Consider the following 25,499-nt stretch of genomic DNA (forward strand, 5'->3'; position numbering starts at 1 on the left):
CTACACATGCTTTTAGGGAAACAGCAGCAAGCCAATTATGCCAATGTTCAAGTGACGGCGAATGCTTCAGTGTCGTCGAGCTTTGAATTGATTTGTATGTTACATGAGCGACTGATTCAAGAGTTGGAAAGTGTCAAGTTTTCAATTGAAACCAAAGACTTGGAGCTCAAATCCAAAGCGACACAAAAATCGATTGATATCTTAGTCGGGCTTGATGCGTCTATGGATTTATCGACCGGGGAAGAACTTATCCAAAACATACACGCCTTGTATGAGCATGCCATAGCGACTGTATTTGAGGCGTCAAAAGAGATGAATACTGAGCTGATTGTTAAGTTGATTGGCGTCGTGACCGATCTCAAAGAGGGCTGGGAAGGTGCCATGGAGTGGCTTGATGAAGCCCAGTCCTAAACAGCTAGGACGCCTTGTCAGTAAGTTAGAGGATGCAGCAAATCGTAAAAAATTTGCAGAGATCGCGAAGCTTAATCTGCTAGTGAAAAAGGTGCTTGTAGCCGTTGAACAGTCGCACCCTGACTATGTTGTTATCGTTAGGCGACTTAAGTTGGTTCATGAGCAATGCCGAATCTTGGTGAACCATGAACAAGCCATATTAAAACAGCAGCTTAGTAACAATATCAGTCTACGTGAACGTGACAAAGCTTATGCTCAGACACAGGTCCGAGCGGGAGAGTAATTATGGAATTGCAAGCACAAACGTCGTCTTATCGGGGCAGTCTGGATGTACTGTCGACGGCAAGTTCTTCGGTGAAAAGTAACACCGCGAGTACGTTATCGGCGCCTCAAGCCTTTGACCACTTAGCTTCTGACCCTTTCGCTTCTGAAGGATTGACTTCAGAACTGGGCGAGATACGTATGACGCCGCTTGCACAGTCTTTTCAGTCGCTATTTTCGGTACTCGATCAGGTGAGTTCGTCTATGTCTGTAAGCTCTCCCAATCCTATTTCTCTGACCAACAGTATCACTTCTGAAGGCATGGTTGGTTTTTCTCATTCGATACTTTCTTACTCACAACTATCTAATCCTGATTTATTGAATCCTGAGCTTGATAGCACTGACTCTCACTTACCTCTAGCTCAATTGGAATCAGCAGTGCAAGGGTTGAACCTAAGTGATAGAGCGGCGGTGCAGTCGCTCGATTCGCCACAAGAGCTTGTGCTTCAGCCACAGATTCAACCACCGCAGTTAAGTGCGATTGCTCGTTTTGTTACCCAGCAGTTGGAATTGATGAATCAAAGACGGGGAGCGGGTTTTGAATTCGGTTCAACGAGCAGCGCTTTATTGTCTTCTAAGGGCGTGGAATATTCAGGGATTGATTGGCAAGCGAGCACGCCTTCATTTGTTGGTCACACGCCCAATAGTTACACCTCCTCTGAGCTTGCTTTGTCGTCTAATCATCAGATGGCCAGCTCAATGTTCAACGCCACTCCTGCAAGCCTCAAATTAGGAGCTATTTCCAACACACCGCTGTTAACGGGGCTGCCCCTAGTTGAAGCGGTTAATACTACCAGTGATAGTAGCCATGTTAGGGCGATGGCCCCGATGGTAGAGGCGACCAAAGAGCTTAGTTTAGAGAGCCAAAGGCAGATACATCAAGTCTTGAGAGACAAGATCCAGCTTCAGTTCGATACGTTAAATCAGGCGGCTCGAATTCGTTTTGATCCACCTGAGTTAGGCAAGGTCGAGATGTACATTCGCATGGACGGTGACAAAGTTAACATCCAAATGAGTGCGTCATCGGCGCTAACTAGAGAAGCCATCTTGGCGACATCGGAGCGTTTGCGACACGAATTGACCTCGCAAAACTCCGAGTTGTCTGAGGTAAATATCGTTCTCGACCAGCCGACTCATCGCCAGCCTGAGTCGAAGCAACAAAATCAGCTCTTAGAGCAAGAACGTCTGTCCTCCAGTGATGATCACGCGCAAGAGCAACCAGAGTATGTTTTGGAATACCAAGCATACATAGCGAGGGTCTGAACATGATTAAAGTATTTATCACCTTTGCTTTAACCCTTGCTCTATGTGTGACAGGTTTTTGGTTTTATCAAACCAATCAACTGAATATGGCTGTCTTGAGTTCATGGTTAACCCCAAGTGAGCCAGAGCCGGTTCCAACACAACAGATCGAGGTTCAGCTAGAAAATGTGCTGGTGCCGATTAATTTAGGTAACCGACAAAGCCTGTTGCTACTGGATGTCTCTATGTTTACGCCAGAGAGGAACAGTGGTTACGTGCACGAGCAACTGAGCCGAATCAAAAATCGAATCATCAAAAAATTCAGTGTGAAGGAGGCGTCTTACTTCTATAACAAGCAGTTTATCTATGTCATTCAAGACGATTTAAAAGACGATTTGGACGAGCTACCAAGCTTGCAAGTGGGTGATGTGCTTGTGACGAAAGCGGTATTTCAATAGGTCGTCACCATGTTAATGCAGCCTAAATATCAACACACTCAAACCGATGACCAAGCAACGCTACAAGAGCTTGAGAAGCTGGTATTACAGCAAAACATTAAGTTGATTAATGGTTTGCTGTATCAATATCGCTATGCGGTGGATGAGGGCACGTTTGAAGATCTTAAACAGACCGCCATGATGACCTTAGTGATTGAATTGAGAAAGTTTGATCATGTGGCTAATGATGATTTTCGGCGTGCCGTTGCGGTGCGTATTCGTGGTGAATTGATCGATGAGTTGCGTCGACGTGACTACATGGAGCGTGATAAACGCCAACTGGTTAACCGCATCAAACATGCGGAGCGACAGTTACTCCAGCAGCTCGGGAGGGAGCCAACCAGTAATGAAGTCTGCCGACACTTAGGAGTTGAAGCGGGAGATTACCAGCAAGCCATGACTCTCGTGGATGTGTTTGATGATATCGAGTTGGAGTCGGTGGTAACCGCTGTGCCCGAAACCGACAAAGAAGTGCTGTTTAACGAGGTGAAACAGGTGTTGAACTCGCTCCCTGCAATGGAACAGCGGATTTTGTATCTGGTTTATGTGAAGAGCTTGAGCACCAAAGAGACGGCGTTAGTCCTTGATATCAATGAGATTAAGGTGCATCGACTCAAGCATCGAGGCTTAGACATTCTCAAAAGCAGAATTAAGGAGAGTGATGTATGCAAAAGTTAATCGGCATTGTTGTCGTATTAAGTGTGATTTTTGGTGGCTTCATTTTCCTTGGTGGTAAGTTTGAGTTCATCTTTAAGCTGTCAGAGATCATCATTATTTTTGGTGCAGCCTTCGCTAGCTTGCTGATGTCTACGACCTCTTCAACCCTTAAATTGATGGTGCAACAGGTTGGTATTGCGTTTCGCTCTACTCCTTACAATAAGGACTATTATCAGCAGTTACTTTCATTGATGTTTGAGCTGATCAACACCGCGAGAGTGAAGAACATTAAAGCGTTGGATATTCATGTGGAGAACCCGGAATCGAGCAAGATTTTCGCGAAGTATCCTCGAATTACCAAAGACGCGTTAACCACACAATTCATTATCGATTCATTTCGTCAGGTGATTACGGGCAAGCAATCTCAGCATTTACTCGAGGCGTTTCTTGAAGAAGAAATTGAACATCTAGAAGACGAATACACTAAGCCGTCAGAGAAACTGCATGCTACTGCTGAGGCGATGCCAGGGCTAGGGATCTTAGCGGCGGTGATGGGGATAATCCTCACGATGCAGGGGTTAGATGGTGAGATAAGCGAAATTGGTAAGAACATTGCTGGTGCATTGGTGGGTACATTCACTGGCGTTTTTGGTTGTTACTGTGTGTTAGGCCCGATGTCGAGCAGCATTAAAGATGTGTCTGAGAATCAGCTAGCGCCTTTGTTGTGTGTTAAGTCGATATTGTCCGCTTATGCGCAAGGGCAGTCGGCTCACATGTGTGCCAATGCCGGCCGAAAAAATATCGAGACGCGCTACAAGCCATCATTTGTTGAACTTGAGAAAGCGGTTGAAGTATTAAGACAGCAGCCGTCATCAAGTTAAGGATACGATGATGCAGCAACCTCAAATCATTATTCAGAAAAAAGGCCGCCGTAAGCGCAATGAACTGCAACATGGTGGTTGGAAGGTCGCAATGGCGGATCTAATGATTTCGTTGATGTGCCTCTTCTTGGTGCTATGGATTTTGCAGGTCGTGGATGTTGATGATCAGAAAAAGCTCCTCAATTACTTTGCTTACGGCAACGACCCAATCATGCACTTAGGTACTAGTGAAAGTGGCGGTAATTCAATTAACCCGTTGCCACTGCCTCATGTCGCGACCTCCCACTATGATGCCGATCTTCATCGGATTAACGACACCTCAGTATTGCAAGGTGAGTTCAACAGTCAGCAGGAGCTTGAACTGCTGGCACAACGTATAACCCAAGAGCTTTCCGGTATTGATGCACTTGGCAGTGTCAGTGTTTTTGTTACGCCACAGGGCGCTAAATTGGTGATTGCGGATTCAGACAAAGGGCCGATGTTTTTCCGAGGTGGCGCGAAAGTGACGCCTTTTTATCAGGATCTGTTACTCAACCTCGCAGGCTTACTCGAGAATATTGAAAATAAGATGATCATTACTGGTCATACGGACGCCAGTCGCTACAAAGGAAGCCGTATGACGAACTGGGAGCTATCAAGCAATAGAGCAAACAGCGCACGTTACTATTTGAATAAAGGAGGGCTGCAAGAGCGGCATATTTTCCAAGTGACTGGAATGAGTGATACCGCTCCAGTCGATTATGAGAACACGAAGTCTGGCATTAATCGTCGTATCGAACTCTATATATTAACGGCGAATACGTTGGCGCAATTAAACAAGGTCTACAAGTCTTTTGCGATTGGCAGCGCTAATGGTAATGGCTCTTCGCCACTTGCTCAGCATGAGTTAGATAAGGTGTTGCCCGACAGTAAGAGAAGGGCCGTTAGACAAGCGGAGTTGAACCAACCAGTCACCTCTTTTGAAGTGCTAAGCCGATATGACTGAATCACTCAACGTCATGTTTAACACACGTAAGTGCCTAGCTTGGCTAGTGCTGATTGATTACATCTTAATTGGATATTATGTCTATTTAGCGACAAGTTTGCTGTATTTCGATGTTTTTGTCGTAGGTTTGTTGATTGCTATCTACAATATTTTGTTGGTGATGTTTATTGTGCAACAGCCACAAGGTTTTATCTCTCTCGAGAAAGATAAGCACTTAGTCATTCCCATCTGTTTCGCAGTATTTTTGGGTTGTACCATCGTGGTATTAACCTTTTTTTGGTAAGTCTTTGATTGAACAGAGCATCTGTGTGCTTTTAAGGTTGAAAGTTGGCTGTTAACACGGATAAAGAACAGCTAACACGGCCAAAGAACAGTTAACACGCATAAAAAACAATACGATGATGGAGTGATGTTTTGGCTAAAAGTTTGAGCGCTCAACTTCTCGTACACTGGTTATTTAGGCTGGTGGTGTTCCTTATGTGTCTTCAAGTTTCTTCCAGTTATGCGCAAAGTCGTCCGTCCCATAATGCTATCCAGCCCCATATCAACACGCTTAAACCATATCAAAGCCAAATATTGAAAAAGCTAGAAGAGTTCGACCCACTAGTTAACGAAATCTTTAGGCAGCTTGCTGAGCGGTCACTCCCTGATAGCTTGGTTTTGGTACCTATGCTTGAGTCGTCGTACAACGCCAATGCGGTATCTCCCGCTAAAGCGGCAGGTTTATGGCAGTTGATGCCAGCCACTGCTGAAAGGTTTGGTTTGACGGTTAATGACAGGCAAGATCAAAGGTTTGAGATTGAACCCAGCACTCATGCGGCGATGCAGTATCTCGATTTTTTGTACCGCAAGTTTGATGGAGATATTAACCTCACTCTTGCGGCATATAATGCTGGAGAAGGGCGAGTGCAACGGGCCGTCAAAAAGGCGAGCAGTCGGCAGTTTTCCGATTTACGATTACCTAAAGAGACCGTTGACTATGTACATCGTTTTTACGCTTTGCTGGTGTTAGTGGACGTCACTTCACTCAAACAAAATTCGGTTGCGCCAATGTGGCTATTTGCCAACGACAGTCACTGGCAAAACGCGCCTTTGGTTGACTTAAACCCCTTACCACCCTTGGTTTCGTTGTGATGGTTAGTGAATACGAGAATCACTCTTTGGAATTAAAAGTACACAAGCCTCTTTTAAAACGAGCGGCACGGAGCAAAGATATCTTGGTTCTCCCGATACTCAGAGGTTTGTACGTCCATTAAGCCAAGTAGGGAGTCAAACAAGTTATCGTGTGAAAAACTCTGCTCCTTCCCTGCCTTTCTTAAGCAAGTCTGGCTTATCCCTTTTTGCTCGGCAAAGCCATCAGACATCCATACGATCATTGGGACATGGGTTTGTTCTTTTGGAGCGAGAGAATAAGGCATGCCATGTAAGTAGACGCCATTTTCTCCCAATGACTCGCCGTGATCGGACACGTACATCAACGCCACGTTGTATTTGTCGGTCAGTTTCTCTAGTTTTTGCATCGCCTGTGAGAGGAAGAAATCCGTGTACAAGATGGTGTTGTCGTAGGTATTGACCACTTCTTCTTTGGTACAGTTTTCAATATCGGCGCGAGCACAGTCTGGGGTGAATTTCTTATGTTCTTCTGGATAGCGTTCAAAGTAAGTCGGGCCATGAGAACCAGAAATATGGTAGAAAATGATGCTATCTTGCTTAAGATCTTGAGTATCTTGCTCAAAGTTCTCTAACATCGCTGTGTCGTAGCATACGTCTTTATTGCACAAAGGGTCGCTATCTTTGGCGACGAGAGTCATCTCTTTGATTCGATGTGCAACGGCCTTGTCTCCACCATCGTGCTCTCGCCAGATTGAGTGAATACCGGCTCGGTTCATGATGTCGACCACGTTATCTTGGTTGTAGGCTTTATCACGGTCGTAGTTACTACGGTTCATGTTAGAGAACATGCAGGGTACAGATACGGCGGTGGCGGTTCCACACGACTGAACATCAGAGAAAAATATCGGGTTGTAAGGTTTGGTGTGAGCGTTCGTTTCTTTCTCATAGCCATGATATTGGTAGTTATATACACGCGCGGTTTCGCCAAGCACAAACACCAGTAACGTCGGTTTGGTTGCTGCTTTGGCTTGCGGTGTTTGCTTCGCATCTAATCCTAGCTCTTGGTAGGGGATAGGCTCTTTGATGTAGGTGTTATTGATGTACTTTACCGTCGATGCTACATACTCGGTCGGGATGATCATCTTTTTGATGTGCGAGTTATTGCGACCAATCGAGACATAATCTTTGTAAAACAGCCCTGCGATGATGGCTATCACGATCAAAGATGAAAGAAGCCCGATTGCTTTCCATACTAGGAAGTCTTTCCACGATTCTTTTTCTAATTTCGCGAACAAAAGGACGAGAGATGGAATACCACCCATGAGTACCAGCCATAGCACGGAGTGCGCGCTTACATAACTGGCTGCTTCACCGCTATTGGTTTCGAAGACGTTTTCTATCATCCCATAGTCTACATAGATGCCGTAACTGAACATGCTGTAGCTGACGAGGGTTGAGGTGATGAGCAAGAAGATAAAGAATGGCTTGGAGAACATCGGCCAGTTGAAGACTTGGAAGATGAAGTTGAACGCTGCGAGGAAGAAGATTGGAATGGATAGAACAAACCAGAGGCTCTCAGATTTTGAGGACTGAACAATACTAAATAGTTCTTGGGAGAGCGGTATGTTGATAATCAGCAGGTAATATACCGCCAATACAAAGGGCAGTTTGTTTATCGACATATTTACACTTGGTAGATTCACTATGCTTGTCTCCTGCGCCTCTTATCTCTTTATTTTAGCCTCGCTATCAAGAAAGCTCTAATATCAATCTATACAGCTCAAATCGACGATGATGAGCGATAAACTGGCTAAAGTGAAATGACGCGTTTGGGGCAGTAGAAACGAAAAATTCACTTTACTGAGTGACCTTCATGACAAGGTGGAACAGCAAAGTGAATTATTTACGTTAGGTTGTTCTACGTAGGCTCGCTACATTAGAAGTTGTATGAACCACCTAGGCTAACACTGCTGAATGCCAGTGTCTTATCTTCGGTTTTGAATGGACCGTAGTAGTTTTCTACGCTTACAGCATCAGCTTGTGAAATTAGGCGTAGTGTTAGGTTTTCGATTGGCGTGTATTCAACACCCAGACCGAAGTGGAAACCTGTACCGCTGTCATCAGCGTAACCAGCGCTCTTGTTTGCGTTTAGGTCAACAGAACTTAAACCAGCCAATACGAACGGACGAATCGTGTTGTCGAACGTGTAACCTAGGTTTGCTGATACAGAAACAGACGTTGGAGACATTTTTTCTGTACCTTTTTTGTAGTCTGCGTAGTCGTTGTAGCCAAGCTCAACACCTACGATACGGTTGAACTGGTAGCCGCCGTATAGGTTGTAACCCATGCCGTCTGAGTCTAGGTTGCCTTGACCGTCTGTATCAGAATCTTGGTACACACCAAGGCCGCCACCGATGTACGCACCACCGTCAGTGCCTGCTGCTAATGCAGGAAGAGAAACCGCGCCGATTAAACCCAGAGCTAATGCTGATTTCGCGAATTTGTTCATTGTTCTTACTCACTCTTTAATGTCATGTAGTATCAATTATTTTTGTTTTCGGCCTTTCGACCGTTGGTGAGTATTATTCCGTAGTCTTATACGTATTACTGTATGGCTTTGTAAGCTAAATCGTTACATAGTAGAAAACATACCCATTAGATTGCTTAGTGAGTTAGGTTGCCAAAAAAGGGATACACATGCTAATGAGACAAAATACAGGCTTGGTGGTTGTGGATGTTCAGGGCAAGCTCGCACGCCTTGTTGATGAGAGTGAGACACTTATTTCTAACTGTGGGAAGCTGATTAAGGGCGCGCAGGTTTTGGGGCTGCCCATCATTTACTTGGAGCAGAATCCAGATAAATTGGGAGTAACAGTCAGCGAACTGAATGACTTATTGAGTGAGGTTGAGCCAGTAACTAAATTCACGTTCAACGCGTGTGATGAGCCCAAGTTTGTTGAGGCGGTGCAAGCCAAGGATGTGGCTACGTGGTTGGTGTGTGGGATTGAGGCTCATATTTGCGTGTATCAAACGGCAATGGGGTTGTTGGATCTTGGCTACAAGGTTGAGGTAGTTAGCGACTGTATTAGTTCTCGAACGGCGCTTAATAAGGATCTAGCTATTTGCCGAATGCGAGAGTCGGGCATTCAAATCACTGGGTTAGAAATGAGCTTATACGAGCTTGTGAAAGATTGCCGCGCACCAGAATTTAAGTCCATTCTGTCCTTGATTCGTTAACTTGGTTTTCGTTAAGGTCCAATTCGTTAATTCCCCCCTTTGAAGAGGTTCATTTGAATAACCTAATTGTATTTACTGGTGGCCCGGGCTCAGGCAAAACCTCGGTCATCGACGCTTTGAAAAGCCAAGGCTATCGCTGCGCACCAGAGGTTGGGCGTAAAGTGATTAAGCACCAAGTTGAGCAACAAGGGAGTGCCTTACCATGGTTAGACAAAGTGGCTTTTCGTGATGAGATGGTGCGAGAAGAATTAGCCAATTACCAAGCATTTGAGGCAAGTGATCAACTTGTTTTCTTTGATAGAAGCATCGTAGATTCATACGGTTACAGCTTGTTAGAAACGTTGCTTATTCCAGAATCCTTGCTAAATAGCTGTAATGAGCTCGCATACAACGCCAAGGTTTTTATCTTCCCGCCATGGGAGGCGATTTTCGTCAATGACCACGAGCGTAAACAAGACTTTGAAGAGGCGGTCGCCACCTATGAAAAGATGGTGGAAGCCTATACCCGATTTGACTATCAGCTGCTGGAAGTGCCGAAAAGCTCTGTTGAAGAACGCGTCGAGTTCATTTTAAATTCCATTAATTCAACTAATTGATTTCATTAAAAACCCGAACTAAAAAAGCCCCGCCGTATCGACTCGAACGAGTGAATACTGTGGGGCTTTTTAATTCAGATTCTATTTTGATTTAGCTGCGACAAGCTTGGTTTCGGTAACGTTTAATCACCGAGAGGTTGTCGGTCGCCACCACCTCGGTAGGAGTCTAAAGCAACCTTCAAGCGGCGCAGTTTATCGCGCGAGCGGTTCTTGTGATTGACTGCCATGCCCATTGAAAGTACATCCACTAACGCTAGCATTGCGTAGCGAGATGCCGATGGTTTGTAGATGAAATCAGTTTCCATGTGCTTAATTGGCAGAACAATATTGGCAATCTTTGCCAGTGGCGTGTCTTGCGGAGTAATTGCGATGATCTTAAGCCCGTATTGCTTCGCCAGTTCGGCGGTTTCGGTGATCACTGGCGTAAAGCCTGTCGCGGAAATCATCACCATCACATCGTTGGAATCTGCCGTGGCAGCAACCATGCGTGACATTAAACCATCGTTGTACGACACCACTGGGTAACCCAAGCGGAACAGGCGGTGTTGCAGTTCTTGAGAGGCGATGGTTGAGCCGCCACCCATGCCAATTGCAATGATCTGTCTGGCGTTATGCAGCCAGTTTACTGCAGTTTCAACATCTTGCTCTTTGAATAGAGTGCGGTTGATGTCTAGGCTCTGCTTGATTGACTCGTAGATACCTTGATAGCCAGTTTGGTTAACCGGTTCGAGAATAAAGCGCTGGCCAACCGTTAGGGTTTGAGCAAGCTTGATCTTCATATCACGAACGTTGTTACAGCCAATCGCCTTAGCAAAACGGGTAATGGTAGCTTCACTCACTTGCGCGTTTTCAGCGAGTTCTGTAATGCTGGCTTTGGCGGCAAAATCAATGTCATCCATGATCAGCTTGGCGACTTTTTTCTCGGCATCACGAAGAGCGGGAAAACGCTCGGTTATTTGTGAAATGATATCTACTTCTAAACTCAAGAATCCTGATCCTTTGTTGATGGGGCTAAGCCTTAGCCCCGTTAGTATATCTGAATGCTTCGCTGATTCTAGCTTATTGAAAAATCGAGCTAGAAGCAGGTCTCTACCCAGTTTGTTACCTGATAGTCGTCATCGCTGATAGCAATGTAACGCCACTTATCGAAAGTCAAACACGGGTGTGAGGTTGAGAACGCAATCATGTCGCCCACTTCAATCTCAGCAGAACCGTCCGTTTCAACAAAGGTATGCTGATCCATCACTGCAGTAGCGGTCAGACCTTTCACAGATATAGCTTCACCATTGCGATATCCGCGTTCAGCAATAGGTAATCCAGCATCAAAGGCCACATCACGCTTCCCTAGCCCGATCACCAGTTTGGTTGGCTCTGGACGAGAGATAACATACGCCCACACCTCAAGTGCCGATTCTAAGTCACCACCCAGTTCACACGCGTAGCCTTGGTTTACTTGCGCTCGTTGCAATACCTTACTTTGAGCATCTAGGTAGATCCCAGTATCGTGAATGGCATAGCAACCTGGGCGGATGATCGCCAAGTAATCGGTTAGGTTCGCCAAGCACTCTGCCACCACATCATACCAAGCCGATCCCGCGCCAGTGATGATTGGCTGTCCTGTGATCAGTCCATCTGATGCAAGGCTTTCGACAGAGCTTAGTGCCTGGTTTAAGAAGGTGCGAATGTCTTGCTCGGCATTGTCACCATGAATCACACCCTCATACACCTCAATACCCGCTAGCGAAAGCGCAGGCGTATCTTGGATGGTTTGCGCCAGCTCTAAAACTTCTTGAGGAGAACGACAACCACAACGACCACCCGGAACACCAAACTCAATCAGCACTTTTAGCGTCTGTTTTTTGTTGGCGAAATATTGGTTGAGTTGCTGCACGTTGACTGATGAATCCACACAACAATAGAAATCAACGTCGAACTCACTAATAAGCTGTTCAACGATCGCCATGTTGGTTTTACCTACCAATTGGTTAGCCATGATGATTCTTTTTGCGCCTGCCATTGCTGCAATTTCTGCTTGTGCAGGTGTTGCAACGGTAATTCCCCAAGCGCCATTTTCTAGCTGTTGGCGAAAGAAATCAGGCGTCATCGATGTTTTGCCGTGTGGCGACAATTTAACCTGATGATGATCGGCGAATGATTGCATCCAATTCAGATTATTGGTCAACGCTGATTGCTTGATAATTGCTACCGGAAGCGAAATGTCTTCATCGACCAGTCGATAAACGCCGTTCTCAGTTTGTGATACTGCTCTCCCTTTTTGGCCTCTTTCAGTCAAGACGAAACAATCTTTTTGATACTTTATAACATCTTTTTTTGCAGGGTTATGTTTCATTGCTGATTCCTAACATGATTTAAGTGTTTGTTATTTAATGTTTAAATCTATCTAATGTTTGTTTTGTGATAGAAACTATCACACAAATTAAAATATTATGTGTGTTTTGTCACTGAAAATAATCGGCTGGATTTCTAATATAGCTCCATCAACAGAGTGGATTGAGAGAGTGAGAAATGTTGTTCGATACGATAATTAAAAATGTAGAGGTGTTCGATGGCACCGGCGAACAATCGTTTTGTGCCGATGTAGCAATCCGAGATGGAAAAATCGCCGAAATTGGCATAATCGATCATGAAGATTGCAGCCAGTTGGTTGAGGGAGCAGGCTTAGCATTAGCTCCTGGATTCATCGATGTACACACACACGACGATACCAATGTTATTCGTTACCCAGACTGCCTACCAAAGATCAGCCAAGGTGTGACAACCGTGATTGTTGGTAACTGCGGCATCAGTGCATCACCTACAGTTTTGGCTGGCGACCCACCAGATCCAATGAACCTTTTAGGCGCGCAGGCTGATTTCAAATACCCAACCTTTGCCGCGTATGCACAAGCAGTGGAGCAAGCGCAACCAGCGGTGAACGTAGCAGCGTTAGTTGGCCACACCACACTGCGTAACCAAGTGATGGACGACCTACAACGCACCGCAAGCGAAGAAGAAATTGCAGCAATGCAAAGCAACCTTGATTTAGCGATGGAGCAGGGTGCATTGGGCTTGAGTTCTGGTTTGGCTTACGCAAGTGCTAAGCAAGCCAACGCGAATGAGGTGATGCAGTTAGCCAAAGTGCTGTCTAGCCATGGCGGCATCTATACCACGCATATGCGTACCGAATTCGAAGAGATCTTAAGCGCGATGGAAGAGGCGTTTGAGACAGGCCAATACGCGAAAGTACCGGTTGTTATCTCTCACCTTAAATGTGCAGGTGCAGGCAACTGGGGCAGAACTGTTGAAGTACTTGATTTGATGGATAAGGTTTCAGAGCACCAAGATGTGTCTTGCGACTGTTACCCATATTCAGCGAGCTCTTCGACGTTAGATTTAAAACAGGTGACGGACGATTTCGATATCTTCATCACTTGGTCTGAAGCAAAACCAGAGCATGCAGGTAAAACCCTTAAGCAGATTGCTGATGAGATGAAATTGCCGTTGATGGACGCAGCAAAAGCGCTTCAACCAGCCGGTGCGGTTTACCACTGCATGGATGAGAACGACGTAAAGCGCGTTTTGAAATACAAGCTGACCATGGTTGGTTCAGACGGCTTGCCGAATGACCCGCATCCACATCCAAGATTGTGGGGCACCTTCCCGAAAGTCTTAGGCCACTACTGCCGAGATGAAAAACTGTTCGCGCTGCCAGAAGCGATTCACAAAATGACCGGAATGTCTGCGAAGCGCTACAACCTCGCGGGAAGAGGTGAGATTCGCCAAGATGCATTTGCAGATTTAGTTTTATTTAATCCAAAGAATATTAAAGACACAGCAACATTTGAAAATCCTATTTCAGTTGCAGAAGGAATTGAGAGTGTCTTTGTTAATGGTGAGTTAACTTACCAAAAAGGAATTGTACAAAATAATCGTTCGGGCGTTTTTATTTATCGTAATTAACGAATATAAAGAACTGAAATTATTTTATTTAAATTAAGTTTATTGGAATAACCAATATTATATATTTACATCTGGAGTTAAAAAATGACTATTAAACGTTACGGTGTTGAAGGTGGTACAGGTACAGGTGGACAACATTTACCATTTGCACGTGCAACGGAAGCGGGTGGTTTCCTATATGTTTCTGGCCAGACACCAATGACTGACGGTGAAGTGGTTGAAGGCGGTATTGTTGACCAGTCTCGCCTAGCGATTCAAAACTGTGTCGATATCATGACTGAAGCGGGCTACGGCCTAGAAGACGTAGTACACGTAAAGGTTGTACTTACAGATTCTCGTTACTTCCAATCTTTTAATAAGGTATTCAAAGAGTTCTTTGGTGCTAACCCACCAGCCCGTATCTGCATGGTTTGTGACCTAGTCGTAGACGTGAAAGTTGAAGTAGATGTGACTTGCTACCGCGCTGACCGCGTTTAGTTATAACCTAATCACAATAACCTACTTAGAGAGTATTAGGGCGTAGTTATCCCTGTTATTATTCCTTAATACTCTCACCCTACATTTATAAAAATTACTTTAATTAAAATATACAAAATAAATGAAGTAATTATATGAAATATAAAATGAATGAATCATAAATAAAAGTTCAGGAATGAGCTTAATATTTCACTGAGAGGTGTCAAATGAACAGCACTCTTTTTCTTACAGGCTTCGGCGTGTACGTATGTTTTTTAATTTGGTTAGGCTGGTTTGTCTCGCGTAATCAAAAATCTGGCGAAGATTTCTTATTAGGCGGCCGTGGCCTGCCACTATTTTTAGTACTTGGTACAACGGTCGCGACGATGGTCGGCACGGGTTCAAGTATGGGTGCGGTTGGCTTCGGCTACGCAAATGGCTGGGCTGGTGCTCTGTACGGAATTGGCGGTGCTGTTGGCATCCTATTGCTTGCGTTATGGTTTGCTCCGGTCCGTAAGCTGAACTTCATGACAATGAGTGAAGAGCTCGCGTATTACGTGGGTGCTAACCGAATCGTGAAAAACGTGGTTGGCCTACTTATCTTCATCGCGTCAATTGGTTGGTTAGGTGCGCACATTCTAGGTGGCGGTATGTACCTAGCGTGGATTGCAGACATCGACCTGAACCTTGCGAAGATCATTATTGCTGCGGCATTCACTATCTACGTGGTGATCGGTGGTTACACAGCGGTTGTATGGACCGATACCATTCAAGCTATCATCCTTTTTGCTGGCTTCATCTTGATGGCGGTGATGTCTGTGAACCACATTGGTGGCATGGATAACCTTTACGCTGCGATGGACCCTGCTGCTACGAGCTTTTTAGCAATCGATAAACTAGGCATTCTGCCCGCTGTTTCTCTGGCTGTGGTTATCGGTGTTGGTGTACTGGCGACGCCTTCATTCCGCCAACGCATATACTCTGGTAAAGACGTTTCAACTATCCGTCGTTCATTCGTGGCGTCTGGTGTGTTGTACCTTTTCTTCTCTATCATTCCAGCAATCATTGGTATGGCAGCGCACGCTATTGACCCAACGCTGGATAACCCGAACTTCTCGTTCCCTTACATTGCAGCGACGGTACTTCCAGTTGGCGTTGGCATGATTGTTCTTATCGCTGGCCTATCTGCAACTATGTCGAGCGCAAGCTCAGATGCGATTGCGGGTGTATCTATTCTGCTGCGTGACGTGTATGTGATGTTCACAGGCCGCGTACCAAACAAAGAATCAATGATGAACTACTCTCGTTTAGCTTTGGTTGTGGTGATTGGTTTTGCACTGCTATTCGCACTGACGTCAAACGACATCATTGGCTACATCACTAAGATGATTTCAACGGTTATGTCGGGCATGTTCGTGTGCGGTATGTTGGGTAAATTCTGGAAACGCTACAACTGGCAAGGTGCTCTTGCAACGCTAGCGGGTGCTTCTGTGGCTTCATTTGTAGTAATGCTAAACGCTGACTACACAGCATTCTGGGGCAACCCTGTTATCCCATCATGCTTGTTCGCTCTAGCAGCAGGTGTGGCAGTGAGCCTAGTGACTCCGGCTAACCAAGTAACACCAGAAATGGCAAAAGCGATTCTTGATGACGAGCGTGCCCTGATGGAGATGGAAATGTCTGATACTGGCGTACTTGAAGAAGAAGCAGCACCTCAACGTCCTGCAAATCAAACAAGCTAAACCTAGTCTCCACAACTGGTTTGCTTAATTCAGGCCCTGCTTAGTGGCAGGGCCTTTTCCCCATATATCTATCTATTTTAGGATCGGCTATGCCTGCATCTTCTAACTTCAATATCGCTTTCTTTGGCGAATGTATGGTCGAAATCAGCGGCTCCCCATTAACCAAAAAGTTTGGCGGTGACACGCTAAATACTGCGCTTTACCTTTCTCGCTTAACTCAAAATAAAAACCTATTAGTGCATTACGCGACAGGTCTTGGTGGCGATGAACTGTCTCAAAATATGATTGATAGCTGGCAGTTAGAAGGTATTCAAACCAATTTCGTAGAGCGCATTGCGAATAAGCTTCCTGGTCTCTACATGGTCGAAACCGATGAGACTGGTGAACGACACTTTCATTACTGGCGCAACGACGCGGCAGTCAAATCTTACTTTCAAACTGACGACCTGAATAAGCTTGAAATCGCGCTGACAGAGAAACAAATCGATGCGGTTTACATCAGCGGTATCAGCATCGCGATTTTAGATGACACCTCACGTGAACGCCTGTTGAAAGCCATTGGCGTGTTCTCAAACCAAGGCGGTAAGGTGATTTTTGACAACAACTATCGCCCGCAACTTTGGACGACTGAACAAGCACAATATTGGTATGCCAAGTTACTGCCATTGGTAGACATCGCGTTGATTACTGAAGACGACGACTTGCTGGTTTGGGGTAACTCCGAGAGCGTTCAACAGCGTTGCCTGCGCTTGGGTTGCCAAGAGATCGTTATCAAGCGTGGTTGTGAACCATGCAAAATCGTTCAAGTTGAACAGGGAGATGTTGTTGAGAGCTATGTATCCGCGACTCGTGTTTCTAACGTGGTCGACACCTGCGCAGCGGGTGACTCCTTTGCGGCGGGCTACTTAGCAGCACGCTTAACGGGTGAAAGTGCACCAGAAGCAGCAGCGCTGGGTCATCAGTTAGCATCTACCGTTATTCAATATTCAGGCGCGATCATCCCGGTAAGCGCCATGAATCACTTAATTAAAAAATAGAAAAATAAAGCGAACTTATTATGTCTCAAGAAATGATCAACACACTTAAGCAATTCAAAGTTATCCCTGTTATCCAAATCAACAAGGCGGAACATGCGATTCCACTAGCAAAAGTGTTAGTAGAAAACGGCCTGCCAGTGGCAGAAGTGACGTTCCGTACTGAAGCGGCAGCAGATTCAATTCGTGCGATGCGTGATGCTTACCCAGAGATGTGCATCGGTGCTGGCACAGTATTGACACCAGAGCAGATCGACCTTGCAAAAGAAGCGGGCAGTGAGTTTATCGTTGCACCTGGCCTGAACCCAAACACGGTTAAGCGCTGTCAAGAGATCGGTATGCCAATCGTTCCCGGCGTAAACAACCCAAGCCAAGTAGAGCAAGCGCTTGAACTTGGTCTTAACTTCTTGAAGTTCTTCCCTGCCGAAGCGTCTGGCGGCATCAACATGGTGAAATCTTTGCTCGCGCCTTACGTTGATGTGTCGCTAATGCCAACGGGCGGTATCGGCAAGCACAACGTCAATGACTACTTAGCCGTTGATCGCGTGGTGTGCTGTGGTGGCACGTGGATGGTTTCTCCAAAGATGATCGAGAACGAACAGTGGGATGAGATTGCTGTATTGGTTCGTGAAGCCGTTGAGTTAGTTAGCTAGTCATAAGTTTGTGAGCTCATTCGTTTTAAAAAAGGCGTTAGGCTTTTGATCTCACGATAAACAACAGCAGTGGCTGATGGTTCTGTTTTGTGAATCGCCTCCGATAAACCAAACAGAACCGCTCTTATATAGGAAAATTAATAATGAAAAAAACTATATTGTCTCTATTGATTTCAGGTTCAGTAGTATCCCCAATGGCGTTAGCAATGGCTCCGAATACCGATCTTAACTTAATGCCGTACCCACAAACGGTTGAACTACAAGCAGGGCAAGTAAAGGTCGACGGTAACTTCAAGGTTTACATCAAAGGCTTTAATTCTGATCGTGTTGAGTATACGGCGAAACGCTTTGTCGACCGTTTGGTACGCCAAACCGGTATCCCGATTCTGAATTGGCAGGTTGATAGCGCAGACCAAGCAAACCTGATCATTGATATCGACGCGGCACCAAAGTCTGAAATTCAGAATATCGACTCTGAAGAGTCTTATAAGATTACCACTCAGGGTGAACAAATCACGTTGAGCGCACCAAGCCCTTACGGCGCTATTCACGGTATCGAAACCCTTTTACAGCTGGTTGAAACAACAGCGACTGGCTACCACATTCCTGCCGTTACAATCGTCGATGAACCTCGCTTCCGCTGGCGTGGTGTCTCTTACGATACCTCGCGTCACTTTATTGAATTTGATGTGTTGATTCGTCAGTTAGATGCGATGGCTTCTGCGAAAATGAACGTGTTCCATTGGCACTTCTGGGACGACCAAGGTATCCGCATTCAAACGGAATCTTGGCCGCGTCTATGGTCAGAAACCACCGATGGTGATTACTACACTAAAGACCAAGTTCGTTACCTAGTCGAGTACGCTCGTAACCTTGGTATTCGTGTGATTCCAGAAGTCTCGCTGCCGGGGCACTCTTCTGCTGTAGCGCACGCTTACCCACGCTTGATGTCGGGTGGCGAAGGTCAAAGCTATGACCAAGAGCGTGGCTGGGGTGTTTTTGAGCCATTGATGGACCCTCTAAACCCAGAGCTTTATGAAATGCTGGGTGATGTGTTTGATGAAGTGACCGAGTTGTTCCCAGATGAGTACTTCCACATTGGTGGCGATGAGCCTAATTACTCTCAATGGATCAACAGCGAAAAGCATCAGAAATTCATCGAGGAGAACGGCATTGATGGCGAGCGCGGTTTGCAGTCTTACCTCAACGTAAAAGTTGAGAAGATGCTGGAAGAGCGCGGCAAGAAGATGACGGGTTGGGATGAGATTTGGCATAAAGATCTGCCAACTTCTATCGTGATTCAAAGCTGGCAAGGTCATGACAGTATTGGTCGTGCGGCGAAAGAGGGTTACCCGGGTATCCTGTCTACCGGCTATTACCTAGACCAGCCTCAGCCTACGAGTTACCACTATCGCAATGACCCAATGCCAACGGGTATCACGGTTGATGATAAGCTTCACAGCGGCGAGAAGTTCGTGACGTATCAATGGGAGAAGCCACGCTCAAAAGGCGGCCCGCGTAAGGGAACGCTGACCATCATTGAAGCGAAAGACGGTACGTTCCGCGCGTTCAGTGATTACAACGGCAAGTCTCGTGAAGAGATTTACGTCCTTGATTATGTGCCGGGCAAAACCTTTGTCGGTCACTTCGATAACTTCATGTCTTACACTGAGTTCAACCTGAACCTAAATCCAAATGGATTCTCAGAGGGCAGCTACCAATTGATTGGTAACGTACGCTGGCCAACCACAGGTGAAGTGATTGCAAGTAGCGATATCGAAGGCAGTGTCATCCCTGAGCCTAATGGTGGTTACCCTGCTGAGCTTACCGACAAAGAAAAAGAGTTGATTCTGGGCGGTGAGATTACGATATGGCTTGAGAACAAAGACAGCCTTACGGTCGAAAACTACCTATGGCCTCGTAGTTACGCGATCGCAGAACGTTTCTGGTCGGATGCTGAACTGACTGACGAACGCAGCATGTATAAGCGTATGAAAGCGATGGACACATGGTCTGAAGTTTCGGTTGGTCTGCGTCACCATGCGGATGCAGACATGTTGCTAAAGCGTATTGCTAGAGGTCAAGATATCCAAGATCTTCGTATCCTTTCAAAGTACACCGAGCCAGCACAATACTATGCTCGTAACTGGGAGAAGTGGAACTCTACTGAGCCTAAAGGCACTTTGTACAGTCAATACGAGCGCTTAAACCGCTTTGTTGATGCGTTGCCAGTAGAAAGCTACGCGGTGTATGAGATGCAAGATTTAGTTAACGAAGTCGCGACAGGTAATCAACAGGCATTGGAGCAACTTACAGAGCATTATCAGCAAGCAAAATCGGCTGCACTAGCGGCGGAAACTATCTTTGCTGCCAATGTCTCTTCGGTAGAGACTGTGGTGGTTGCAGAGAAAACTGTCGAAGTTGCCGATCTGGCGCTAACCTTGATTGCTAAAGCGAAAGCGGGTGAGCAAGTTCGAGAAGCAGACGCGAATGCCTACCAAGCTATCCTATCTGATGCTGCGAAGATCTACGATGAATCGATCATTGCGATTGTTCGTCCAACGGAGTTACTGCTTAAGCAGTTGAGTAAGTAAGCAGTTGAGTAAGTAAGCATGAGATAACAAGTCGCACGCCAATAAATTCTTCAAACCGCCCTCTATGGGTGGTTTTTTTGTTCCTGAATTCAAATAGAGTATGTGTCTAAAGCATGATGTAAGCAATTACTCACTATCGGCACTCTTAAGCGTTAGCGTGAAGGTCATGCCTTGTTCTGGGTTGTTCTTGGCAATCAAATAGCCTTGCATATCGCGTACATTGTTGGCGGTGATGGCGAGCCCGAGTCCGAGGCCTTCGCCCATTTTTTTGTTGGTGTGGAAGGGTTCGAAAATGGTTTCTAGTTGGTCTTCAGATACGCCACAACCGTTATCTTGAACCTTGATGATGACACGCTCTTGCTCGGTATGAGCACTGATAACAATGGTCGCTGGTTTCTGGTTTTGTGTAGCATCGATGGCATTGCTTAAGAGATTACCAAGTACTTGTCTAAGTCGCGCTTCTTCTCCCATCACCATTGAAATATTAGAGGCGACACGAACACGAATATCGATACGTTCTAACTCGGCTTGGTGAATGCGTAGGGTTTCTTGAAGTGCGTCTGTCAGTGACACCGGATAAGGTTTTTCCAATCTTTGAAAGGCGAAGGACTTCAGTTGGCTAGTCATGTTGGCCATTCTGTCGATGAGACTCATCACCAGGTCCATGTTCGCTTTCAACATCTTAGTCTCGCCTCTTTCCATCAGTAACTGGTTACTTGAAAGCAGGGTTTTTAGGCCAGTAAGCGGTTGATTGAGCTCATGAGTAATCGCACTCGACATACGGCCCAATGCGGCTAGCTTGCTTGATTCGACTAACTCTTGCTGCGCATCTTTTAGGTCTTGAGTTCGCTCTTCGACGCGCAGTTGAAGTGTTTTATTGGCTTCCTGTACCGCAATCTCTGCTTTCTTACGTTTACTGATATCAATCACAGTACACAGGTAATAGGTTGTGGCATGCCAAGGAAAAGGGCTAATGGAGAACAACACCGGGAAGTAGCTGCCGTCGCTGCGTCTTGCCATGGTTTCTACGCTGGTGATCTCGGCCAGCTCTTGGTGTTGCTCTAGATTTTTTAATAGCTGTAGCGTAGTTGAGTTCGGGTTACCGGCTTCAAAAAGTTTCCACGCTTTGATATTGCTGATCATCGAATCGGATAGGCAGAAGTAGTTTTTCGCCATCAGATTAATGTCGTGGATGTGACCGTGTTTATCGATCAGCACAAGTCCAACGTGTGTCTTGTTGATCATTCCAGACAATCGTTTTTCAGACTCTTCAATCAGCTTTTGGATTCGTAGGTTGCTGAGTTTTTTCTGGCGTCTTTGGTAGAGAATTATCAGCAATAGCATGATGAAAAGACAGCCCACCGCGACGCTCCAACTTATCCAGTTAGTGGTTTGATTGAGGCTAGTTAAGGGGGTGAGGTAGGTTAAACGCCAATTAAGATCATCTAATTTGATTGACTGAATCAGGTAATCCTTGCCTTGCAGTCGCCAAACGCGAATATGGGTTTGGTCGTATAATTCGCGTTTGGTGGCAGTAGGCTGAGAATTGAAGGTGTCGTTAAACCAATCCGCACTGAGTTTGTGGTCGCTTGAGAGAAAAAATTGTTCGCGAGGGTTCTGAAACAGGACGGCTTCTCCATCGGCAAACCATTGATCAGTCAGTAGCGATAAATCAATTTGCACCGCAACAATGCCAACCACATCAGAGGCTCGATAAACGGGCGCGGCAATAAAGTAGTCTGGGGTGACGCCTTTGTTTTTGGTCACGACCGAAATCGCCCCACCTTGCTGGTGGATTTTAGACACAATCGTGTTGGCGTTCTTTTTACTCAGCTTGCTCCTCTCAACACTAGAAACCAGTAAATCGCCCCTATCGGAGAGTAAATACCAGCCTTTAGTATTCGCCGCTTTGTCTAATTGAATGAGCTGTTTTTTGATGCGTTTTTCAAGGCGGTCTCCACCATCGATAAAGCGAACCGTGGTTTCGTCGTTGGTGACTAGGTAGGGCAGATAATAGAAACGTTTTAGTGTTCGCCTTGCTTCAGCGATGTAGCCAAGGAAGCGCTGCTCAGCATAACGTTGCGCTTGTTCAAGTTTCCACTGGCTGATTCCGTTTTTGGTTGTGACCTGCACTAAGCCAATAATTAAACAGGCAAATAGAAATAACCAATATCGATTGTTATTCATCATTCTTGATTAAATCCCTTTTAAATTAGTGGTTTAAGGCTGTGTTGTGTTTGCTTTTTGAGCAGGTGGAGAGTGAAACAAGTTGAAGCTAACAAACATCATAAAACTGTTAAAGAGGTGTTACTCAAAGTGGGAGCTAGCTCCTTTTCGTCCGCTCGGTTTTTGAATACCGTGGGCGGCATATTTGGTTCAAGTGTTAGGAACAGACCATGCAACGTATAGCTTTGATTGAAGATGATGCGATTGTGCGTCAAGCAACCAGCCAATGGTTACAGTTAGCCGGCTTTGATGTCACTGCGTTTGAGGTTGGGCAAGATGCGTTAAGTGCAGTAAAACAAGGCGATTTTCACACCATCATTAGTGATGTGCGTTTGCCCGATATAGATGGGGTAGAGCTGCTTGGACGTTTTAAAAGTTTGGTGCCAGAAGTCCCTGTTATTTTGATCACCGGCCATGGTGATGTTGATATGGCGGTAAAGGCTTTACATCAAGGCGCCTATGATTTCATCGAGAAGCCATTTGATCCTGAACGCCTTTCCCAAACTGTCTCTGAAGCGGTCGAGAAGTATCAAAGCAGCCAAGACAGAGTTAACCGCCAAAGCTACTTAAATAACCTAAAAGGTATTGAGCAGGTTCTGATTGGTCGCAGCAAGGTGATGTGCGAACTGCGCGAACAGATACAGAAGGTGGCTTCTATAGATACTAATGTGATCATCTACGGTGAAACTGGCTGTGGCAAAGAGTTGGTCGCTTCTTGCTTGCATGAGTTTAGTGAGCGTAAAAGATACCCTTTTGTGCCGCTCAATTGTGGTGCCATTCCAGAGAACTTGTTTGAAAGCGAACTATTTGGACATGAGGCTGGAGCGTTTACCGGAGCGGCTAAACGACGCATTGGTAAGCTTGAATTTGCTGATAAAGGCACGGTTTTCCTTGATGAAATCGAGAGCATGCCGTTGTCTATGCAGGTCAAAGTGTTACGCACCTTACAAGATAATGTGGTTGAACGCGTGGGTGGCAACCAGCAGCAACATGTTGATTTGAGGGTAGTATCTGCCTCGAAATGTGACTTGTTGAATCACCCAGACTTTCGCCAAGATCTGTTCTATCGCTTGAACGTTGCCCAGCTGCACTTGCCACCGCTTAGTGAGCGTGAAGATGACGCTTTGATCCTTTTTGAACACTTTACCCAAGAAGCGAATAGCGAAACTCGAGTGGCCAGTGAAGCCGATCGCCATGCACTATTGTCGTATTCGTGGCCGGGCAATGTACGTGAACTGCGCAACGTTGCGATTCGTTTTGCGCTGGATGAAAGTTTAACGGTGGGAGACATATTGGCGTGTCGTCCTAACTCAGTAACGGAATCTGCGACAGCGGGTATTCCTCTGGCGGTTCAGGTGCAGAGCTTTGAGCGAAAAGTCATTCATGATGCGTTAGTGCGTTATCAAGGGCGCATTAATGACGTGATGCAAGATTTGGATTTACCTCGTCGAACATTGAACCAAAAAATGGTGCGTTATGCGCTGAATCGCAGTGATTATGTCGATTCTTAGTGATCAATCTGACTGTAATGCTTATTGAAGATTAGTAAGCAATAAATGGCTCACTCTGTATTTGTGATTTTATGAATACCGGTCACATTTGATAACTAAAGTGTGATGTGACTGGCTTCATATAGATGTTAATGCCCATTTTGAATGAGCAAAAAATGGCTCATGATATCTGCATCGAATAAGCAATAATCCGCCTATCACTATTGATTTTTTTATTTAAACTCAATTAAATCAATAGCTTAATTTTTGGCATTGTGCTTGCTATCTAGCAGTTGTTGTTAACAAAACTATAACGTGAATAACTCTACATGGAGAGTAACAATGAAATACAACAAGCTAGTTAAAACTTTAGCAATCGCAATGGCATCTATTGGCCTTATCAGCAACGCCTCCGCTCAAGAAGAGCGCAGCTACATCTTAGCAACAGCTTCAACTGGGGGGACTTACTACCCAGTAGGCGTAGCGTTGGCGACATTGAGTAAAGTTAAGCTTGCGCCGAAGCAGCACTTTTCTTTGGCGGCTATCAGCTCTGCCGGGTCGGGTGAGAACGTCAAACTATTGAATGAGAACGAAGCCCAGTTTGCTATCTTGCAAGGTTTGTACGGTGCATGGGCTTGGCAAGGTTTAGGGCCATACGAGAAGTCGGGCAGTCAAACCCAACTGCGTTCAGTCTCTATGCTGTGGCAAAACGTAGAGCACTTTATTGTTCGCTCAGACCTGACTCAAACAGGCACCATGAGCGACTTAGAGAATCTTAATGGTAAGAAATTCTCCATCGGCAAGAAAAACTCAGGTACAGAAAATTCAGGTCGTCAGATCATGCAGGGCCTATCGGTGAACCCAGAACAATTTAAACTTGCCTTTATGGGTTACGGCGGTAGCGCGAGTGCATTACAAAACGGCACCATTGACGGCATGAACACCCCAGCGGGTGTGCCTGTGGGCGCGGTAACTCAAGCGTTTGCAGCGCTGGGTGAAGACATTCAAATTCTGTCGTTTACCGATGAACAGATCAAACAAGCGAATGGCGATTACAACATCTGGACCAAGTACGAGATCCCTGCCAACACCTACCCAGGTGTTGATAAGCCGATCACCACAATCGCTCAACCTAACTTCCTAGCGGTTCGTGAAGATATCTCAGAAGAAGATGTCTACCAGCTAACCAAAGCTATCTATGAAAACCTACCTTTCTTACAAGGTATCCACAAAGCAACCAAAGCCATGGCGCTGGAGAAAGGGATTGCAGGTCTTCCTGTTCCACTTCATCCGGGCGCAGCACGTTATTACAAAGAAGTGGGCATCGAGCTTCCTTCTGAGCTGATCGTCAACTAATGGCTTTCGTCGGCTAACTGTTTTAGTCGACCCCCCATCTTTAATGGC

General features: G+C 45.7%; 24 protein-coding genes. 19 read left to right on the forward strand and 5 right to left on the reverse strand.

The window, feature by feature from the left end; translation table 11 throughout:
• Positions 1–6 precede the first annotated feature (6 nt).
• From fliS to OH460_RS01955, 9 genes are all read left to right on the forward strand, one after another.
• Positions 7–411, forward strand: a complete 405-nt coding sequence (fliS, locus tag OH460_RS01915; protein WP_269994551.1) for a flagellar export chaperone FliS — start codon at positions 7–9, stop codon at positions 409–411.
• The gene (locus tag OH460_RS01920) at positions 395–694 is read left to right on the forward strand and encodes a hypothetical protein (RefSeq protein ID WP_269994553.1); all 300 of its coding nucleotides are present in this window, start codon (positions 395–397) and stop codon (positions 692–694) included. Before fliS ends, OH460_RS01920 begins: the two co-directional genes overlap by 17 nt.
• Before the next feature lie 2 nt (positions 695–696).
• Positions 697–1,995 carry a flagellar hook-length control protein FliK gene (locus tag OH460_RS01925; RefSeq protein WP_269994555.1) on the forward strand — a complete coding sequence of 433 codons (1,299 nt, stop codon included), beginning with the start codon at positions 697–699 and terminating at the stop codon, positions 1,993–1,995.
• A gap of 2 nt (positions 1,996–1,997) precedes the next feature.
• Positions 1,998–2,432 (forward strand): flagellar biosynthesis sigma factor, encoded by a 435-nt coding sequence (locus tag OH460_RS01930; protein WP_239916036.1) that lies wholly within the window; start codon positions 1,998–2,000, stop codon positions 2,430–2,432.
• A gap of 9 nt (positions 2,433–2,441) precedes the next feature.
• The gene (locus tag OH460_RS01935; protein ID WP_239916035.1) at positions 2,442–3,149 is read left to right on the forward strand and encodes a sigma-70 family RNA polymerase sigma factor; all 708 of its coding nucleotides are present in this window, start codon (positions 2,442–2,444) and stop codon (positions 3,147–3,149) included.
• Complete coding sequence (motA, locus tag OH460_RS01940; protein WP_008216137.1) at positions 3,137–4,009, forward strand: flagellar motor stator protein MotA; 873 nt, start codon at positions 3,137–3,139, stop codon at positions 4,007–4,009. Before OH460_RS01935 ends, motA begins: the two co-directional genes overlap by 13 nt.
• A gap of 10 nt (positions 4,010–4,019) precedes the next feature.
• On the forward strand, positions 4,020–4,994 hold the full coding sequence (locus OH460_RS01945; RefSeq protein WP_269994562.1) for an OmpA family protein: 975 nt from the start codon (positions 4,020–4,022) through the stop codon (positions 4,992–4,994).
• Positions 4,987–5,277, forward strand: a complete 291-nt coding sequence (locus OH460_RS01950) for a hypothetical protein (protein WP_008216133.1) — start codon at positions 4,987–4,989, stop codon at positions 5,275–5,277. The genes OH460_RS01945 and OH460_RS01950 overlap by 8 nt, the downstream gene beginning before the upstream one ends.
• A gap of 131 nt (positions 5,278–5,408) precedes the next feature.
• Positions 5,409–6,128, forward strand: a complete 720-nt coding sequence (locus OH460_RS01955; RefSeq protein WP_269994565.1) for a lytic transglycosylase domain-containing protein — start codon at positions 5,409–5,411, stop codon at positions 6,126–6,128.
• A 53-nt stretch (positions 6,129–6,181) separates the two neighbouring features.
• Here OH460_RS01955 and OH460_RS01960 read toward each other — a convergent pair whose 3' ends face one another.
• A complete protein-coding gene (locus OH460_RS01960) occupies positions 6,182–7,810 on the reverse strand; it encodes a phosphoethanolamine transferase (RefSeq protein WP_269994567.1) in 1,629 nt (542 codons plus the stop codon).
• A gap of 233 nt (positions 7,811–8,043) precedes the next feature.
• The gene (locus tag OH460_RS01965) at positions 8,044–8,616 is read right to left on the reverse strand and encodes a porin family protein (RefSeq protein WP_019824554.1); all 573 of its coding nucleotides are present in this window, start codon (positions 8,614–8,616) and stop codon (positions 8,044–8,046) included.
• Positions 8,617–8,804: 188 nt separating this feature from the next.
• On the opposite strand from OH460_RS01965, the gene OH460_RS01970 reads away from it, so the two are divergent.
• A complete protein-coding gene (locus tag OH460_RS01970; RefSeq protein ID WP_269994571.1) occupies positions 8,805–9,344 on the forward strand; it encodes a hydrolase in 540 nt (179 codons plus the stop codon).
• Positions 9,345–9,397: 53 nt separating this feature from the next.
• Positions 9,398–9,940, forward strand: a complete 543-nt coding sequence (locus OH460_RS01975) for an AAA family ATPase (RefSeq protein WP_269994573.1) — start codon at positions 9,398–9,400, stop codon at positions 9,938–9,940.
• Positions 9,941–10,062: 122 nt separating this feature from the next.
• On the opposite strand, the gene OH460_RS01980 is transcribed toward OH460_RS01975, so the two are convergent.
• Together OH460_RS01980 and OH460_RS01985 are read right to left on the reverse strand one after the other, a co-directional pair.
• A complete protein-coding gene (locus tag OH460_RS01980; RefSeq protein WP_061031971.1) occupies positions 10,063–10,926 on the reverse strand; it encodes a MurR/RpiR family transcriptional regulator in 864 nt (287 codons plus the stop codon).
• An 89-nt stretch (positions 10,927–11,015) separates the two neighbouring features.
• Complete coding sequence (locus OH460_RS01985) at positions 11,016–12,290, reverse strand: amino acid deaminase (protein WP_269994576.1); 1,275 nt, start codon at positions 12,288–12,290, stop codon at positions 11,016–11,018.
• Between the two features lie 176 nt (positions 12,291–12,466).
• On the opposite strand from OH460_RS01985, the gene OH460_RS01990 reads away from it, so the two are divergent.
• The 6 genes from OH460_RS01990 (at position 12,467) to OH460_RS02015 (ending at position 20,379) form a co-directional block, all read left to right on the forward strand.
• Complete coding sequence (locus OH460_RS01990) at positions 12,467–13,900, forward strand: N-acyl-D-amino-acid deacylase family protein (protein ID WP_269994578.1); 1,434 nt, start codon at positions 12,467–12,469, stop codon at positions 13,898–13,900.
• An 84-nt stretch (positions 13,901–13,984) separates the two neighbouring features.
• Positions 13,985–14,377, forward strand: a complete 393-nt coding sequence (locus OH460_RS01995; RefSeq protein WP_061016111.1) for a RidA family protein — start codon at positions 13,985–13,987, stop codon at positions 14,375–14,377.
• 206 nt (positions 14,378–14,583) lie between these two features.
• Positions 14,584–16,098 carry a sodium:solute symporter family protein gene (locus tag OH460_RS02000; protein WP_061031974.1) on the forward strand — a complete coding sequence of 505 codons (1,515 nt, stop codon included), beginning with the start codon at positions 14,584–14,586 and terminating at the stop codon, positions 16,096–16,098.
• A gap of 89 nt (positions 16,099–16,187) precedes the next feature.
• A complete protein-coding gene (locus tag OH460_RS02005) occupies positions 16,188–17,135 on the forward strand; it encodes a sugar kinase (protein ID WP_269994585.1) in 948 nt (315 codons plus the stop codon).
• A 20-nt stretch (positions 17,136–17,155) separates the two neighbouring features.
• A complete protein-coding gene (locus OH460_RS02010) occupies positions 17,156–17,785 on the forward strand; it encodes a bifunctional 4-hydroxy-2-oxoglutarate aldolase/2-dehydro-3-deoxy-phosphogluconate aldolase (protein WP_269994587.1) in 630 nt (209 codons plus the stop codon).
• A 143-nt stretch (positions 17,786–17,928) separates the two neighbouring features.
• A complete protein-coding gene (locus OH460_RS02015; RefSeq protein WP_269994589.1) occupies positions 17,929–20,379 on the forward strand; it encodes a family 20 glycosylhydrolase in 2,451 nt (816 codons plus the stop codon).
• 126 nt (positions 20,380–20,505) lie between these two features.
• Here OH460_RS02015 and OH460_RS02020 read toward each other — a convergent pair whose 3' ends face one another.
• The gene (locus OH460_RS02020; protein ID WP_269994592.1) at positions 20,506–22,569 is read right to left on the reverse strand and encodes an ATP-binding protein; all 2,064 of its coding nucleotides are present in this window, start codon (positions 22,567–22,569) and stop codon (positions 20,506–20,508) included.
• 206 nt (positions 22,570–22,775) lie between these two features.
• Between OH460_RS02020 and OH460_RS02025 the strand changes: the two genes are divergently transcribed.
• The gene (locus tag OH460_RS02025) at positions 22,776–24,116 is read left to right on the forward strand and encodes a sigma-54-dependent transcriptional regulator (RefSeq protein ID WP_269994594.1); all 1,341 of its coding nucleotides are present in this window, start codon (positions 22,776–22,778) and stop codon (positions 24,114–24,116) included.
• 321 nt (positions 24,117–24,437) lie between these two features.
• The gene (locus OH460_RS02030; RefSeq protein ID WP_269994595.1) at positions 24,438–25,451 is read left to right on the forward strand and encodes a TAXI family TRAP transporter solute-binding subunit; all 1,014 of its coding nucleotides are present in this window, start codon (positions 24,438–24,440) and stop codon (positions 25,449–25,451) included.
• The last annotated feature ends 48 nt before the right edge of the window (positions 25,452–25,499 follow it).

The sequence above is a fragment of the Vibrio sp. Makdt genome (genome assembly GCF_027587015.1).
In the GTDB taxonomy this organism is placed as follows: Bacteria; Pseudomonadota; Gammaproteobacteria; order Enterobacterales; family Vibrionaceae; genus Vibrio; species Vibrio chagasii_B.